Here is a 15,465-nt window from a genome sequence, read left to right on the forward strand (position 1 = left end):
AAAAATATAAGTGAGCTTTAAAATAGCTCAATAAAAAAGGGAACTTACGATGTTAGTCGTAAGCTCCCTTTTTATTTACAGGGTCTTTTTATGATGAGTTTTAGCCCTAAACATATCGTTTTATTGGTCTAACACTGCAATATTTTTATCCGATACTAACGGGCCTGTTTGATGCTGATATTCATTTTCATCATCTTGATTGTCATGTTCTGAAATGAAGTTAAGTAAACAGCTGCTGTAGTTAGCTTCAGCTTTAGCCAAGTGTTTACCATCATCACTACGAATTAAAATAGTATCTCCGGCTGAGAATTCACCGACCACTTCAACTATTTCATTACTCGTTAGCTGGTCACTATTTTCATGTAGAGGGTATTCAAATCCATCTCCAATAACAACCTCACCCTGTGCTCTTGATGTATGAGTCATCCAATGTAAATCTTCTTCCATTGGTTTTGCATAAGGTGCAAAAACAGTACCGGGGTTATTACCCAGTATTAACTGCTCAAAGGAGCTTTCTTTAAAGCCATTGATTATATAGGTAGTAAGACCATGTGATGTTGCTTTTTCAGCTGCTTCTATTTTAGTTTGCATACCACCAGTACCAACGCTGCTATGTGCGCCACCGGCCATATCGTAAATGCTTTGATCGATAGCACTCACGTTTTTAATCATCACCGCATCGTCATTAGTATGTGGATTTTTATTATATAAGCCGTCAATGTCAGAACAAATGATTAACGCGTCTGCATCTGCCGCCGCTGCTACCATTGCTGATAAGTTGTCGTTATCACCCACTTTTAATGCATCTGTTGTTACTACGTCATTTTCATTAACAACGGGTAAAATTCCATGTTCGAGCAATGCGAAGATAGTTTCACGCACACTGTCATATCTTTCTCTGTCTTGGAAATCACCGTGTGTTAAAAGAATTTGTGCTGAAGGGAAATCAAAGAAACGATCCCATGCTGCCATCATTTCATTTTGACCTGCTGCGGCCATTGCTTTTTTGATTGGGAGAGATGGGTTTTCTATTTCACCGAAAAAGTGTGCACCAGCTGCAACTGAACCTGAAGACACAAGAATAACTTCAATACCCATATCTCTGCACTGTAATATAAATTTGGCGATATGTAATAAGTAGCGTGAACTACAACCTTTTCTCTCTGGTGCAATTAATGCGCTACCGACTTTAAGTACAATTCGATTCCATTTATGATTTTTCATATTTTCTCTTTTAACTTTACTGCATTACTCTTTTTATAAATGTGCAACATCAATCGCAAGAGTAAGAAGCGATTTGTCGCATTGAAAATTTTTAGTTATTTTTAGTTTGGAAAAGTGTTGTATCTTGGAGGGGGAAGCGTGGTTGATATATTATAACTTCTCAATAGAGTCATTATTCTATGTCCTGCCTTACTAAGTTGATTTAAAGATTGATCAGATGAAGTAATTCCATATGATTTGTGTAGTGTATCACAAAATTATGCTTATATTTTGTTTGATTTTTGTTTGAATTAAATACGTTCATTCCTAAAGATGCTGCTTTTACACTAATCATGGGCCTGTGAGGCTATTTTTATATTTTAAAAATCATTCTAAATTTTATTTTTTATTGATATAACTCAAAACGTTTTTATCTCTAAAATCATCTACCTGTAATAACCTTTTTAAGCTCCCCACTTTATTAGCTATCTGTGTTTTAACTATCCTTCTTTCTAGCTAGCAGCTTTATCTAGCGTTCTATCGACTTTACTTTTGATTTGTTGTGGCTATTGATTTAATTGAAATTAACAATTTTACCTATCAATTGATTTGCTACATAATGCTTTCCATGGACTCGCAGAACGAGCCCAATTGATGTAATTAACTCACTTAATAGGAATAACAAAATGATCAACTCTAAACTTAAACCATTTAACGCGACTGCATTTAAACAAGGTGAATTCGTAGAGATTTCAGAGAAAGACGTACTAGGTAAATGGTCTATCTTTTTCTTCTACCCAGCAGACTTTACGTTTGTTTGTCCTACTGAGTTAGGCGATGTTGCTGACCATTATGAAGAATTACAAAAACGTGGTGTAGAAGTTTTCTCTGTATCAACTGATACGCACTTCACTCACAAAGCATGGCACGATAGTTCAGACACAATTGGTAAAATCAACTACTTCATGGTTGGTGACCAATCAGGCGCTATCACAAACAACTTCGGTATGATGCGTGAAGGTCAAGGCCTAGCAAACCGTGGTACGTTCTTGATGGATCCAGAAGGTGTTGTTCAAGCATTAGAAGTTACTGCTGAAGGTGTTGGCCGTGATGCTGAAGACCTAATGCGTAAAGTTAAAGCGGCACAATATGTTGCTGCACACCCAGGTGAAGTATGTCCTGCTAAATGGAAAGAAGGTGAAGCAACGTTAGCACCTTCACTAGACCTAGTAGGTAAAATCTAAGTCTAAAGAGCTAAACCTAAAAGCTAAGCAACCTATAAGTTGCTTAGTAATAAATAGACCTTAGTCCTATCGACTGAGGTCATTTAAAAATAGATTTTTATAAAGCCTTGTTGACCAGAGAGTCGATTTTTAAATTAACCAAAATTGCTCATTGCGTTTTTAACTAAGCGTAAATAAATACAGCCAAAAAATATAAAGGTGACATTATGTTAGACCAAAATATGAAAACCCAGCTTAAAGCGTATCTAGAAAACTTAAAAACAGACGTGCAATTAGTATTAAGCCTTGATGACAGTGAAACGGCAACAAAATTACACGCGTTAGCAACAGATATAGCTTCATTACACGATAAAATTACTGTGATTGAAGATGCCGCTGCAAGTGTACGTAAACCTATTATGCAAGTGGTTAACCCAACTAAAAATACCGCTATCGGTTTTGCTGGATTACCAATGGGTCATGAATTCACATCATTAGTATTGGCTCTGTTACATAGCGGTGGTCATCCTATGAAAATTGATGCAGAAGTGATTGAGCAAGTAAGAAACTTAGAAGGTGAGTTTAACTTTGAAGTGTTTATTTCTTTAAGCTGTCAAAACTGTCCTGATGTTGTACAAGCATTAAATATGATGGCTGCGATTAATCCAAAGATTAGCACAACCATGATTGACGGTGGTGCCTTCCAAGCGGAAGTCGCTGAACGTAATATTATGGCAGTACCCAGTGTATTTTTAAACGGTGAAGTCTTTACTCAAGGGCGTATCACATTAACTGAAATATTAAGTAAAGTAGATACTGGTGCGGCAAAAAAACAAGCGGCTGCCTTAAATGAAAAAGAACCTTATGAAGTCTTAGTTGTAGGCGGTGGACCTGCGGGTGCATCAGCTGCCATTTATGCAGCACGTAAAGGTATTCGGACTGGCGTTGTTGCTGAACGTTTTGGCGGACAAGTAATGGATACAATGGCGATTGAGAACTTTATCTCAGTAAAAGAGACGCAAGGCCCTAAATTGGCTGCTGCACTTGAAGAGCATGTAAAAGAATATGACGTAGATATTATGAATGAGCAACGTGCCGGTGCGGTTGTTGCTGCTGAAAAAACAGAAGATGGTTACATTCATGTTGAACTTGAAAGTGGTGCAATATTAAAAAGCAGAAGCGTCATTTTATCTACTGGTGCACGTTGGAGAAAAATGAACGTACCCGGTGAAGAGCAATACAGCAATAAAGGTGTTGCCTACTGCCCACACTGTGACGGCCCATTATTTAAAGGCAAAAAAGTAGCGGTAATTGGTGGCGGTAACTCAGGTATTGAAGCGGCTATCGATTTGGCAGGGTTAGTTGAACATGTAACAGTATTAGAGTTCGCAGATACACTACGAGCAGATCAGGTACTTGTAAACAAAGCAAACAGTCTAGGTAACGTTACTATTATTAAAAGCGCACAAACAACAGAAGTTATTGGAGATGGGACTCGTGTGACTGCTCTCAACTATATCGACCGTGTTAGTGGTCAAGAAAACCAAGTTGAGCTTGCTGGCATCTTTGTGCAAATCGGCTTAGTACCAAACAGTGATTTCTTAAAAGGCAGTGGTGTAGCTTTGTCTCCTCGTGGTGAGATTGAAGTGAATGCAAAAGGGGAAACGTCATTACCGGGTGTATTTGCTGCAGGCGACGTAACAACCGTACCTTATAAGCAAATTATTATTGCGATGGGAGAGGGGTCAAAAGCCAGTTTAAGTGCCTTTGACCACTTAATTAGAACACCTATTCCTGTAGGAATCGCTGCGGTAGCGTAATGATTGAATAGTACGTTTAACCTCTTAAGTCGGGGCTTAAAGAAGAGTAGGGCACATTTTGTTGTGCCCTATTTTTTTGTCTGTAAACAATGTCGATCAACCACAACCACAACCATAACCATAACCATAACCATAACCAAAATTTTAACTACAAACTCTATCCTCCAAAGCAGTGACTCCTGCTGCTTATAGAAGCTTATTAGCCTACCCTTTGTATTAAATGATCTTTAGTGATATTTATTAAGTGTCTGATTTCTTTACAAATTACCCATTCACTTTTAGATTGTTTCTTTGTTTTTTTGCTAACTTATTGATAATTAATATGTATTTTATTTTGGAATGTTTCTTGCTCATAAAGTTTTCTCTAACTGATTGATATCAATAACTTTTAAATAAGGATATATAAAGAATGAAAATCATCAACACGAACAAATCATTTAAATTCGCTTTGGCTGGTGCGTTAACATTGCTTGTGTCGAGTGCCAATGCGTCTGTTATTGAAGGCGTGGGGGCATATACTTCTGTCGGAAACTCAGGATATTGCCCATCTTATTGTTCAGGTTCATTTTCTTCTGCATCAGATGGTGGTGAAGGCTCAACGCAGGCATATAGTGAATTAAACGAGTATGCTTATGGGCAAGCTTACTCAAGTTTTGTTTCAGAATCATATATGCCATTACTTCGTGTAGAAACAAATGCTGCTTTTAAGAAAAGTTCATCTGCTATGGCATGGTCAGTTCAAAACTTTACTAATACGGGATTAGAAACCAAAACAATTGACCTCGATGTTAATCTTCATGGTTCTGTGGGAAATAATGAAGAGGGGTATGCTTATAACTATCTAAGCGCATCAATTGCTATTATTAGTGGTACTTCATTACAATGGTATCCAAGTTTCGGGACATTAATTTATGAAATAGCTAGCCCTATTATGAGTCCAACATCAATTTATATAAGTGATGGTTTGGATGTAAATATACCTGAAACTATTAGTTTTGATGTTGCAGCAGGAGAGAGCTTTTATATCGTTTCTGAGATGAGAGCCGCATCTCAAAATGGTTATGCAGATGCATGGAATACATTAAGCATGAGCTTTAAAGACGGCTCTGATCTTCAAGCTGCAATTCAAGTGGCAACTGCACCTGTCTCAGTACCTGAGCCAAAAACATTATTCTTGTTGGCGCTTTGTTTGTTGGCTATTTTGGTCAAAAAACGTGATTTATTAGCTTAATCAAGTTTATTAACTTCGTTTGATAGTTGAATAAATATAAACGGTACCAAGCTGTTTTTTGTCATAGAAAAATAACCTTGGTACTTTGATTTTTATGTTAAATTATATTCACTGTTTAATGTTAAGGAGAGTATTTTGAATCAATTACTAAATATTATCATCTGTATCTTATTACCACCTTTGGCTGTTTTTCTAAAATTTGGACTAGGAAAAGATTTTCTTATTAACCTTATTCTTAGTATTTTCTTTTTTGTACCCGGCATTATTCACGCGTTATGGCTTACAACCAGATAAGGTATTTTAAGTAATAAAATAAGCGTAAAAAAGCATGGTAACGGATATATTCATATCAATCCTGCTCTCTTTAATACTAAACAAAAAGGTCATAAACAGTCTCGTTTATGACCTTTTATAGTAATTCTTTGATGCTTATTAATCAGTACAGATAATGTGCTCTGAATGTAACTGTTGTTCTGCTGTTTTAGTTGTCAATTGTTGGCCAGCTAAAAAGCTCTTTAAATATCCCATGGCAGCATAAAATATAACGGTATAACCTAGTACTTCCAATCCTTCCTCTACCACCCGCTTTATAATACGTTCATAGTCAGGGCCTAAAATTCCTTGCCATAAGTCGCCCATTCCAAAGATACGTGAGAAGACAAGCAATAAAGCCATGCCAATGCTTAAAGTGATAAAGTGGCGGCTTTGTGTGAATCTAGCGAAGGTACTTAAGGTCTTTTCAGGGGCTTTTAATGCATGAATAATCGAAAATAAAGCAACCAATGTTGCAGGGTAAACCCAAAAACCATGTCGTATGTTATCCAGTAAACCATCAAGCTCGCGAATTAGCATACAAGTAAAGAAGCCTGTAATAAGTACGCTGAAATGTCTGACTGAAGGATCTTTATATGCTGTATAGGCAAAAGATAAGGCGGTGCTAAATAATAATGTTTCCTGTAAAAACTCTGTTGCAGAGTATTCAGAGATACCCTGATCTAAGTTTATCACACCGTGCTGCATATAAATAAGATCAAAGGCAAGGGCTAAAATAGGTAAGGTTACTAAAAGAGATAATAACAAAAATTGTTGAAACCCTTTTAAGATAATGCGTAAATCAGATGACATAATCACTCCGCTAAAATAAAGTATGGTGTTTTGTCCTTAATGCGAGATTCCGTTCTACTTTATTAATGGGACGGCATATTATATCTCCATAAATAAAAAATCACATTATTTACATAGGTAAAAAGTAAAGATAAATAATTAATATTTGTGATTTTTGTTGTGTTTTATGCGGTTTTTATTGGGCTAATTGTTTGAATTAAAAATTAGGGTATTGAAATGAAATATATTTGGTTGAAATTAGTGTTAACGATATTGGTTTTTGCTGGATTATTTGCTTGGATTTATTATTTAGTCTCGAGCGGTAATATTTAATTACTTTAAAAATAGCTTCTAAACTGTCGCTTTAAAATAATGGCTTTAAAATTATAGCTTCAAAACTACAGCTTCAAAATTATAGTTTCAAAAAATCGCCAACCCATTATATATAGAATATAACATGGGGTTAGCGATAAATTGATAGGCTAGCTAACGTGTAAAAACTACTTAACCGTTAGTTTTACATCTGCATCACGTAGAAGGTAAAGCGCAATACAAGCGGCAAGCATAGGCCACGCTGCAAAAAACAATAGATTGTTGAAGCCATCAATATAGCGAGGGAATGAAGAAAAAGTAGATGCGGCGTGCATTAATAAAATAATACCGTAAGTAAGGCGTTTTTTGATCCCAGCAACAAATGCAAGAACTAACAATAATTGTAGCGCGCCAAGAATATAAAAGATGGTATCACTTGCTCCACTGATACCATAAAATGCTTTCATAACTATCGCACTGTGTGCTGGATTGATAAATTTATCTAACGTCCACATAAAGAAAACGATAAAAATACCTAAGCGTAATGAAAAGAGAGACCACTGAAGGCGGTTTTGTAGGTTTGCTGAAACAGGTTGTGACATAGGAAGATCCTTAAAAGTGTTAAATGGTTTAATACATAACTTATCAAGACCGTGGTCTATGTTGTTTTATTTCACAAATTTATAATTAATTTTCAAATAATGACGCGTTAGTTCATAAGTATCATTCGTGATGCTTTACAAAAAGCATTAATTTAGACGCTTTTTATGTTGCTTATCGTCATTGGCTCATACTAGTAGCCAAAGAATCAGGGTAAATTAAAGAGACTTTCAATGATGAAAATGTTCACAATATTAATACTACTTATTGCTGCTGGATACGCTTACTTTTTATATTCAAATAATGAATTGCCGTTTATTGCAGCTAACTCATCAAGTGTTTCCATTGATGACAAAATAAAATGTACGACTAAAGAAGGCCGAATTTTATACGGGAAAGTTCCTGATGGTGTGATTTGTGAGCGCCTTGAGTCAGTAAAAGGATCGATTATTATTTTGCCAAGTGAAACTAAAAGTGAACGTAAAGATTCTATTAATTTATTTAATAAAAAAAGTGAACTGGCAAATTCAAAATATCGATGTGATGGTAGAACCTATTGCAGTGAAATGCGTTCAAAAGCGGAAGCGATCTTTTTCATAGAGAACTGTCCGAATACTAAAATGGATGGCGACCACGACGGCCAGCCCTGTGAAAGTGATTCTCGTTTTTAAATCAATTTATAACCGTTAACGGATAGGGATTATTAATGTTCAATCCGCCTAGTTATAAATAATTGCAACTCGGGATAAGGAAAAGCATTGATGAAAAATAGTATGTTTATGCTGTTAGCGCTGTTGCTTGTGGCGTGTAATAACGAAAGCCAACCTAATGGAGTTAGTTCAGAGTCATTAGCAACAGCTGAACAGACAAAAGAAGCGGTTTACACAGTCAGCGTTTCAGCTAATAGCGAACAACGTCTGAGTGATGCTTTTAAAGATAAACGCTCTGATCTACAGATCGCTGGTAAAGGAACGGTGATCAAGCTACTTGCTGATGACCTAAAAGGTTCTCAGCATCAACGCTTTATTATAAAAACGAATACTGGGCAAACAATATTAGTCGCACATAATATAGATTTAGCGCCAAGAATAAATACTCTAAAAGTCGGCGATAGCATTGAATTTTATGGTGAATACGAATGGAATAAACGCGGTGGTGTGATGCATTGGACGCATAAAGATCCTAAGCAACGTCATATCGATGGGTGGTTAAGGCATGCTGGTCTAGTTTATCAATAACAACAGAAGTGCCGTTAATCTTTAAATGAGCTCAGCATTCGAGCTCATTAATTAACCTGAAAGGTTGTTTATCACTTTTAAGGCAAGTAATCGCTAATATTATTCTAGCGTTTGATCGATGATTGGCGACGACGGCCTTTTTGCGCTTTTTTCGGTGCGTGTGCAGCGTTTGAATCAGGCACAACCAACTTCGCTTCAAAGCCTTCAATCACTTCACGGTTAATGAAGTAACCTAAATGACGTTCGATAGCACATAGGTTTCTAAAGTCATCACGCGATACCAATGAAATAGCTTCACCTTCAGCGCCAGCACGACCAGTACGACCAATACGATGTACATAATCTTCAGCTTCATCGGGTAAATCATAGTTAACCACACGTTCTAAATCATCAATATCAATCCCACGAGCGGCAATGCCCGTTGCCACTAAGAACTGAATTTTACCTTCTTTAAAGTCTGCCATTAATTGCTCTCGCACTGCTTGGCTACGCCCACTATGGAATGACTCTGCGGCAATCTCTCGCTTCTCTAATTGGCTAACTAATTTAGCAGCACCACGTTTAGTTTCAATGAATATCAAGGCTTGCTGCCATTTATTCTCATGGATCAAATGGCTTAATAATGCCGATTTAAACTCTTTATCGACAGTGATCAAACGTTGTGCAATCTTAGGCACTGTAACATTCTCTGGTGCAATTGATATCTCTACCGCATCGGTCACCGCTGTTCTTGCTAAAAAGCGTACTTGCTTTGATAAAGTCGCTGAAAATAACAGGTTTTGACGTTGCTCTGGTAACTTCTCAACGATTTTGTTGATGTCACTAATAAAGCCCATGTCTAACATGCGGTCGGCTTCATCAATCACTAGAATAGAGGTTTCATCAAAGTGAATAGCACGACGTGTGTACATATCTAACAAACGACCAGGCGTCGCTACTAAAATATCAACACCTTCAATCAAGCTTTGCTTTTGTGGTTCAACATCGACGCCACCGTACATCGCCATCGAAGTAATATTAAGGTGCTTGGCATAAAGTTGAATATTAGCTTCCACTTGAATCGCCAGCTCACGCGTCGGAGTTAAAATCATCGCATGCACACGTTTAGGGCGAACCAATGGCGCATCAATTAATTTTTGTAAAATAGGTAATACAAAACTTGCAGTTTTACCGGTACCTGTTTGCGCCGCGGCAATCAGGTTTTTTCCTTTTAATACAACAGGAATCGCTTTTTCTTGGATAGGTGTTGGCGCAGTGTAACCCTGTTCAGTTACGGCTTGTACGATTGGATCACTTAATCCAAGGGATGAAAAAGGCATGTTATTTGTCTCTACTTATCAAGTTAAAATGGTATAAAACGGCCACATTTTTACATAAGCAAAGTATCAAGCGTATCTCACAGTCGCAAAAGCTAAACGATGAGGGGCATGACAAAGATGGAAAAGTGACAGGTTTTATGAGTTATTCGGTTTTATTTATTGCTTCTTTTTTTATGTCTTTATTTCTTTGTTTCTTAATGTTTCAAATCAGCAGCGCTGAACGCAACTACTGATTTGAAGTGTTGTGCTTTATTGTAGGTTTAAGCTTAATTTTTTTGCTTCTGACTGACTTGCTAGGTATTCGTTATAAGTACCTTGGAAATCAACCACTTTTGTCTCTTTAATATCAACAATACGGGTTGCTAATGAAGATACAAATTCACGGTCATGACTTACAAAAATAAGCGTACCTTTAAATTCTTTTAATGCATTGTTTAATGCATCAATCGCTTCTAAGTCCATGTGGTTAGTGGGTTCGTCCATTACTAACACGTTGATGTCTTGCATCATTAACTTACCAAATAACAGACGGTTTTTCTCACCACCAGAACAGTTACGTGCTTTTTTGTTTGCATCGTCATCGGTAAATAATAAACGACCTAACATACCACGCACGATTAAATCGCTGTGTTTGCTAGTACGCCATTGACCCATCCAGTCCATCAAGGTTAAGTCGTTATTAAAATCTTCAGTGCTATCTTGTGGGCAGTAGCCGATAGACGCATTTTCAGACCATTTAACAACGCCTTCGTTATGTTGTAAGTCATTCACTAAACAACGCATGAAGGTTGTTTTACCCACACCATTCTCACCAATAATAGCAAGTTTAGCACCGGCTTCTAAAATAAGGTCTCCACCACTAAATAATGGCCCTTCTTCAAAACCATGCCCTAGACCTTCTAATACTAACGCTTGACGATGCATTTTCTTGCCTTCATCAAAAGATAAAGAAGGGTGCATACGGCTTGTTGATTTAACATCATCAAGTTTGATTTTATCCATTTTTTTAGCACGTGAACTTGCTTGTTTCGCTTTAGAGGCATTGGCACCAAAACGGTTTACAAAGTCTTGTAGTTCGTCGATTTCAGCACTTTTCTTCGCATTTTCAGATAATAACTGCTCACGGATCAGTGAAGAAGCTTCAAGGAAGTATTCGTAGTTACCTGGGTAAATACGTAATTCACCGTAATCAATATCAGCCATGTGCGTACACACAGAGTTTAAGAAGTGACGGTCATGCGAGATGATAACCATAGTACAACGACGTTTATTCAACTCTTCAGACAACCAGTTAATGGTATTAATATCCAAGTTATTGGTTGGCTCATCGAGTAATAATAAGTCAGGGTTTGCAAACAATGCTTGTGCTAATAGAACTCGCAGTTTCCAGCCCGGTGCCACTTGTTTCATTAAACCAAAGTGAAACTCTTCTTCAATACCAGCATCTAATAAAATGTCACCAGCACGACTTTCAGCAGTGTAACCATCCATTTCAGCAAACTCACTTTCAAGCTCACCAACTTTCATGCCGTCTTCTTCAGTCATTTCTGGTAAACCGTAAATACGGTCACGCTCTTTTTTGATTTCCCACAACGCTTTGTCACCCATAATAACGGCGTCAATTACTGTGTACTCTTCAAAAGCAAACTGGTCTTGGCTTAACGTACCGACTTTCACACCCGGATCTAATGATACGTTTCCTGAGCTTGGCTCTTGTGCACCGGTCAAAATCTTCATGAAAGTTGATTTTCCGCAACCATTAGCACCAATTAACCCGTAGCGGTTAAAGTTACCAAATTTGGCTGAAATATTTTCAAATAAAGGCTCGGCGCCAAATTGCATTGTAATGTTTGCGGTAGATATCAAAGTCAAGATTCCATCAGTTTAGAGCAGCACTTATTCACCTAAAAGTGATTAACAGCGTTGCAGAAATAATAAGGTCGCGAAGTATACAGATTAAGCAATTAAAATGTCGAATTATGTGAGTAAAAGCAGGTTATTTTTTGTTTTATTTTTAATCACATTGATACAGAGGCTTAGATAAGGAGGTTGCTGTATTATTAATCAGTTTTAAATATATGTAATAATACATTTATGATTTATTCTAAAGCTATTCCATTTGTATTTTTTTAAAATTTTTTATAGAGAATTTTCATGCAATTACCTAGTATCCCAACAGATAACCTATATAAATTTTTGTCAATTTCAGGTCTTTGGATCTTTTTTATTTTTATATTTATACCAGAATATATTATTTATATAACATCAGAAAAAATCAGGAATATTGAACTTAATGGGGTTATTTTAAGTATTGAATCGAGTGCTTTGTCGAAGGAGAGTCGTGAGATTGAATATTTATTAAAGTTAGAAGAAAATAAACTTAAAGCTGAAATAAAAACGAATGAAGAGCTTGATGCTATCAAAAGTACTGGCGTTATACTTAACGATCGAAATGATAAAGTATCCGCATTAATAAAAAATTCAAAGATTGCTATGGCAAAACATAAAATCAAACTCGATGAAGTGAAATACTATTTAACTAGGCTAAATTTTCTAAAGTTTATTCAAAATTATGGGATGTTCTTTGGATTTTGTATGTCTTTAATCGGGTTTATTAGTTGGTATTTTAAAATTCAACGCATTGAAGATAAACTTAGAGCTAAACAAGTACAAAAAAAGTATATGCCTCAAGCGAAATCTCGTTTTTTATCTATACGTAAGAATAGATGAAGTTAGATACTCATTAGCAACATATAAATCTACTACAAGTTTAACACATCAATCAATGTAGGTAGTACTGTTCCACCGTTGAATTTTCCCTAATAATGGATTGCTTTTAGCAAAGCCAAACAGGACGTTTGGGTTAGGTTCGTTCAGCACATGGATGTGCTGTAAGAGCCGCTGCGTTATAAAGCAATTTATTATTAGGATTTGAAAATGATTCGGTGTCAGTCTCTTTGCTTACTTTCTCTTCTGACCAAGAGAAAGTAAAGTCGCCGTCAGGGCGAAATACCAAGGTCAGTCGTAATCTAAAAGCCCCGATGAGCGCAGACGAACTTACACCAAACTAATCTAATTTATAACCCTTGTTGATATTGCGCATTGGTCGCAACTGTCACCATACCTGTAACCGTTGCTGCTGCTTGCTGATCGCCATCTAAGAAATCTTCAAAGTGCTTAATTAACTGCGCTTTATCCTGCTTCTCTTTTGAACCAGAACCAATATCCGTTAGGTCGATAAAGAACTCATCAAACAAATCTGAGAAATCTCTGACAGCATCAAAATTTAAGAACTGTTCATGGTTATAAATACTTGGGTAACCACCTAACTGCTTATCTACGGCAAATGAAATACCTTTCACGTTGGTAATTGTCGTCGCTTTTTGACACTTCAACATACAACCATCTTCAATGCTTGGTTTGTTACAACCCACGGTTTGTTGGAAGAAACATTGGCGGCTAGTCATCATCAAAATAGGGTGGTAAATACTGTATAACATTTTGAAGTTAGCAGGGCGTTTGATATTTTTAATTTGGTTACGATTAATTTCGTTTGAAATAAACGCACCGGCACAATTTAACTCTTCTTGCATGGTTAATAATGCATAGGAGTTAGTGGTGTTTAAAAACGGACCTGCAATCCATTCAATACCCATTTCAAAGGCTTTATATGCAATACCAGTATTATTGGTAACAATACGAGCAGGTTTCAACTCTTCTAAAATGCGTACCGCTTCAATGTAATCTTTACCGATTAATACCGCTGGGAACCAAGGAATAAAGCGCGGATTACGCACTAAAATATCACGTTGTTTGTTGCAGCGTTTTTTAAAGCTTTCGGGTAATTTAAAGTAGATGTCAGCATCGGTTAAGTCACCTAAGTGTGCATCTTTTTCATCGCTGATTAATATTGATAACGTTGGCTTTTCGTTTAATTTAGGGTGAGAAGTTAATGGCGGTAAAGTGACCGCTGGGATCACGTCTTTTTCGCCATTTAAATAATAAGCGACTTTATTTTTAACTTCCGTTAACTCTTTAAATGGAATAGTTAAATGATCATCCAGTGGCGAAAAGTCAAAGTCAGCAACGTTGTAACGGCTATTTTTAAAGCTTTTAAAACGTTTTTCAATGGCTTCAACAGTGACTGCTGATTGCTCAGAAGCAATCATGTTTGAGTTTGATTTAACAACAAAGGTTTTTTCATCAATGACGATAGTCACTTTGAACGGAGTATTCAATTGCCCAGAGAAGCTTAATGATAAATCGCTTTTATCGATATTTAAGGTTGCGACTTTAGCGGCAACTTCATCAACGATTTTATTTTTATCGTCACGTAAGTCCTGTTGTACTTCTTGAATTTGTACTACTGAAATCGCATTGTTTTTTTCATTGGCATGGGTAAAGCTGTTATCGCGTGGATTGTCGATAAACATATCTTTAGTCAGGTTGCCTTTCAAAAACGAGTTAGTGAAATCACGGTTAAATACTTTGTATAAAGCAGAGTCATCGGCTAATAATTTACCGGTATCTACAAAAGTATTGATCTGCTGACGCCAGCTATCCACAACCGTATGCACGTATTGTGCGCCTTTAATTCGACCTTCAATTTTTAATGAGTCAACACCGGCTTCTACTAAATCAGGTAAATCAAACCACGCAGAGTTATCTTTTAAGTTAAGTGGGAATTTATTGCCTGCAGCTGTCACTTCATATTCATCACGACAAGCTTGGCTACAGCGACCACGGTTACCTGAGTTACCGACACTCACTGAACTTGAGTAACATTGCCCTGAAAACGCGATGCATAATGCACCGTGTACAAACACTTCGGTTAATACTTCATTATCATGTGCTAAAGCAGTTAGTAGTTTGATTTCAGTTAGGTTTAATTCACGTGATAAATTAGCGCGGGTTGCACCAATTTTAGCAAGGAATAATATTTGCCCTTCATTGTGCGTTGTCAGCTGTGTTGATGCATGAATATGTAAGCTTGGGAAAAACTTTTTAACCAGGTTAAAGATACCTAAGTCCTGCACGATGATGCCATCGATACCAGTATTAACTAGCTGGTTTAATAGTTTAGTGAGCGTTGGAATTTCATGCTCTAGGATCACGACATTAAGCGTTAAAAACACTTCACATTCATATTCATGTGCTAGCTTGATGATGCCGACTAAATCATCAAAGGAAAGGTTGGCAGCACGGTTACGAGCGTTAAAAATATCTAAACCGCAATAAATCGCGTTAGCCCCTGCAATTATCGCCGCTTTAATCGCGTCAACATCACCACCTGGGGCTAATAATTCGATTTTTCTACTCATAACTTGTCACCATCTATTTAATTCATTTTTATTTTGAGGCGCGAGTTTACCTTTATCCAAAGTGTTTTGCCATCGTGCAAGGGAGCTAGAGTTA

At 36.9% G+C, this 15,465-nt stretch carries 13 protein-coding genes; 7 read left to right on the forward strand and 6 right to left on the reverse strand.

Annotation, left to right across the window (positions count from 1 at the left end; translation table 11 throughout):
- Nucleotides 1-120: 120 nt before the first annotated feature.
- Nucleotides 121-1,224 (reverse strand): glutamate 5-kinase, encoded by a 1,104-nt coding sequence (gene proB, locus MT390_RS05565; RefSeq protein ID WP_166370905.1) that lies wholly within the window; start codon nucleotides 1,222-1,224, stop codon nucleotides 121-123.
- 665 nt (nucleotides 1,225-1,889) lie between these two features.
- Here proB and ahpC point away from each other — a divergent pair.
- The 4 genes from ahpC to MT390_RS05585 all read left to right on the forward strand — a co-directional run bounded on the left by ahpC (nucleotide 1,890) and on the right by MT390_RS05585 (nucleotide 5,771).
- Nucleotides 1,890-2,447: an alkyl hydroperoxide reductase subunit C gene (gene ahpC / locus MT390_RS05570; RefSeq protein WP_028867546.1), complete on the forward strand. Its 558-nt coding sequence runs from the start codon at nucleotides 1,890-1,892 to the stop codon at nucleotides 2,445-2,447.
- Nucleotides 2,448-2,653: 206 nt separating this feature from the next.
- Nucleotides 2,654-4,246 (forward strand): alkyl hydroperoxide reductase subunit F, encoded by a 1,593-nt coding sequence (ahpF, locus tag MT390_RS05575; RefSeq protein WP_499440027.1) that lies wholly within the window; start codon nucleotides 2,654-2,656, stop codon nucleotides 4,244-4,246.
- Nucleotides 4,247-4,655: 409 nt separating this feature from the next.
- Entirely contained in the window at nucleotides 4,656-5,477 is an 822-nt protein-coding gene (locus MT390_RS05580) for a PEP-CTERM sorting domain-containing protein (RefSeq protein WP_499440028.1), read from the forward strand.
- Nucleotides 5,478-5,612: 135 nt separating this feature from the next.
- Complete coding sequence (locus MT390_RS05585) at nucleotides 5,613-5,771, forward strand: YqaE/Pmp3 family membrane protein (RefSeq protein ID WP_166370899.1); 159 nt, start codon at nucleotides 5,613-5,615, stop codon at nucleotides 5,769-5,771.
- A gap of 138 nt (nucleotides 5,772-5,909) precedes the next feature.
- Here the strand turns inward: MT390_RS05585 and MT390_RS05590 are convergent, their stop codons facing one another.
- Nucleotides 5,910-6,602 carry a hypothetical protein gene (locus tag MT390_RS05590; protein ID WP_499440030.1) on the reverse strand — a complete coding sequence of 231 codons (693 nt, stop codon included), beginning with the start codon at nucleotides 6,600-6,602 and terminating at the stop codon, nucleotides 5,910-5,912.
- 479 nt (nucleotides 6,603-7,081) lie between these two features.
- The gene (locus MT390_RS05595) at nucleotides 7,082-7,495 is read right to left on the reverse strand and encodes a hypothetical protein (protein ID WP_166370895.1); all 414 of its coding nucleotides are present in this window, start codon (nucleotides 7,493-7,495) and stop codon (nucleotides 7,082-7,084) included.
- Between the two features lie 231 nt (nucleotides 7,496-7,726).
- On the opposite strand from MT390_RS05595, the gene MT390_RS05600 reads away from it, so the two are divergent.
- Together MT390_RS05600 and MT390_RS05605 are read left to right on the forward strand one after the other, a co-directional pair.
- The gene (locus MT390_RS05600; RefSeq protein WP_499440031.1) at nucleotides 7,727-8,164 is read left to right on the forward strand and encodes an excalibur calcium-binding domain-containing protein; all 438 of its coding nucleotides are present in this window, start codon (nucleotides 7,727-7,729) and stop codon (nucleotides 8,162-8,164) included.
- 90 nt (nucleotides 8,165-8,254) lie between these two features.
- Complete coding sequence (locus MT390_RS05605; protein WP_240923594.1) at nucleotides 8,255-8,731, forward strand: DUF3465 domain-containing protein; 477 nt, start codon at nucleotides 8,255-8,257, stop codon at nucleotides 8,729-8,731.
- Nucleotides 8,732-8,835: 104 nt separating this feature from the next.
- On the opposite strand, the gene MT390_RS05610 is transcribed toward MT390_RS05605, so the two are convergent.
- Both MT390_RS05610 and MT390_RS05615 read right to left on the reverse strand, forming a co-directional pair.
- Nucleotides 8,836-10,050, reverse strand: coding sequence for a DEAD/DEAH box helicase (locus MT390_RS05610; RefSeq protein ID WP_499440033.1), 1,215 nt, complete (start codon nucleotides 10,048-10,050; stop codon nucleotides 8,836-8,838).
- A 249-nt stretch (nucleotides 10,051-10,299) separates the two neighbouring features.
- The gene (locus MT390_RS05615) at nucleotides 10,300-11,916 is read right to left on the reverse strand and encodes an ABC-F family ATPase (RefSeq protein ID WP_166370889.1); all 1,617 of its coding nucleotides are present in this window, start codon (nucleotides 11,914-11,916) and stop codon (nucleotides 10,300-10,302) included.
- Nucleotides 11,917-12,204: 288 nt separating this feature from the next.
- Here MT390_RS05615 and MT390_RS05620 point away from each other — a divergent pair, with 288 nt between their 5' ends.
- Nucleotides 12,205-12,780 carry a hypothetical protein gene (locus tag MT390_RS05620; RefSeq protein ID WP_499440034.1) on the forward strand — a complete coding sequence of 192 codons (576 nt, stop codon included), beginning with the start codon at nucleotides 12,205-12,207 and terminating at the stop codon, nucleotides 12,778-12,780.
- A 347-nt stretch (nucleotides 12,781-13,127) separates the two neighbouring features.
- Here MT390_RS05620 and MT390_RS05625 read toward each other — a convergent pair whose 3' ends face one another.
- Nucleotides 13,128-15,371 carry a peptidase U32 family protein gene (locus tag MT390_RS05625; protein ID WP_499440035.1) on the reverse strand — a complete coding sequence of 748 codons (2,244 nt, stop codon included), beginning with the start codon at nucleotides 15,369-15,371 and terminating at the stop codon, nucleotides 13,128-13,130.
- Between the last annotated feature and the right edge of the window lie 94 nt (nucleotides 15,372-15,465).

Source organism: Vibrio sp. 2-Bac 85 (genome assembly GCF_037546705.1).
GTDB lineage: Bacteria > Pseudomonadota > Gammaproteobacteria > Enterobacterales > Psychromonadaceae > Psychromonas.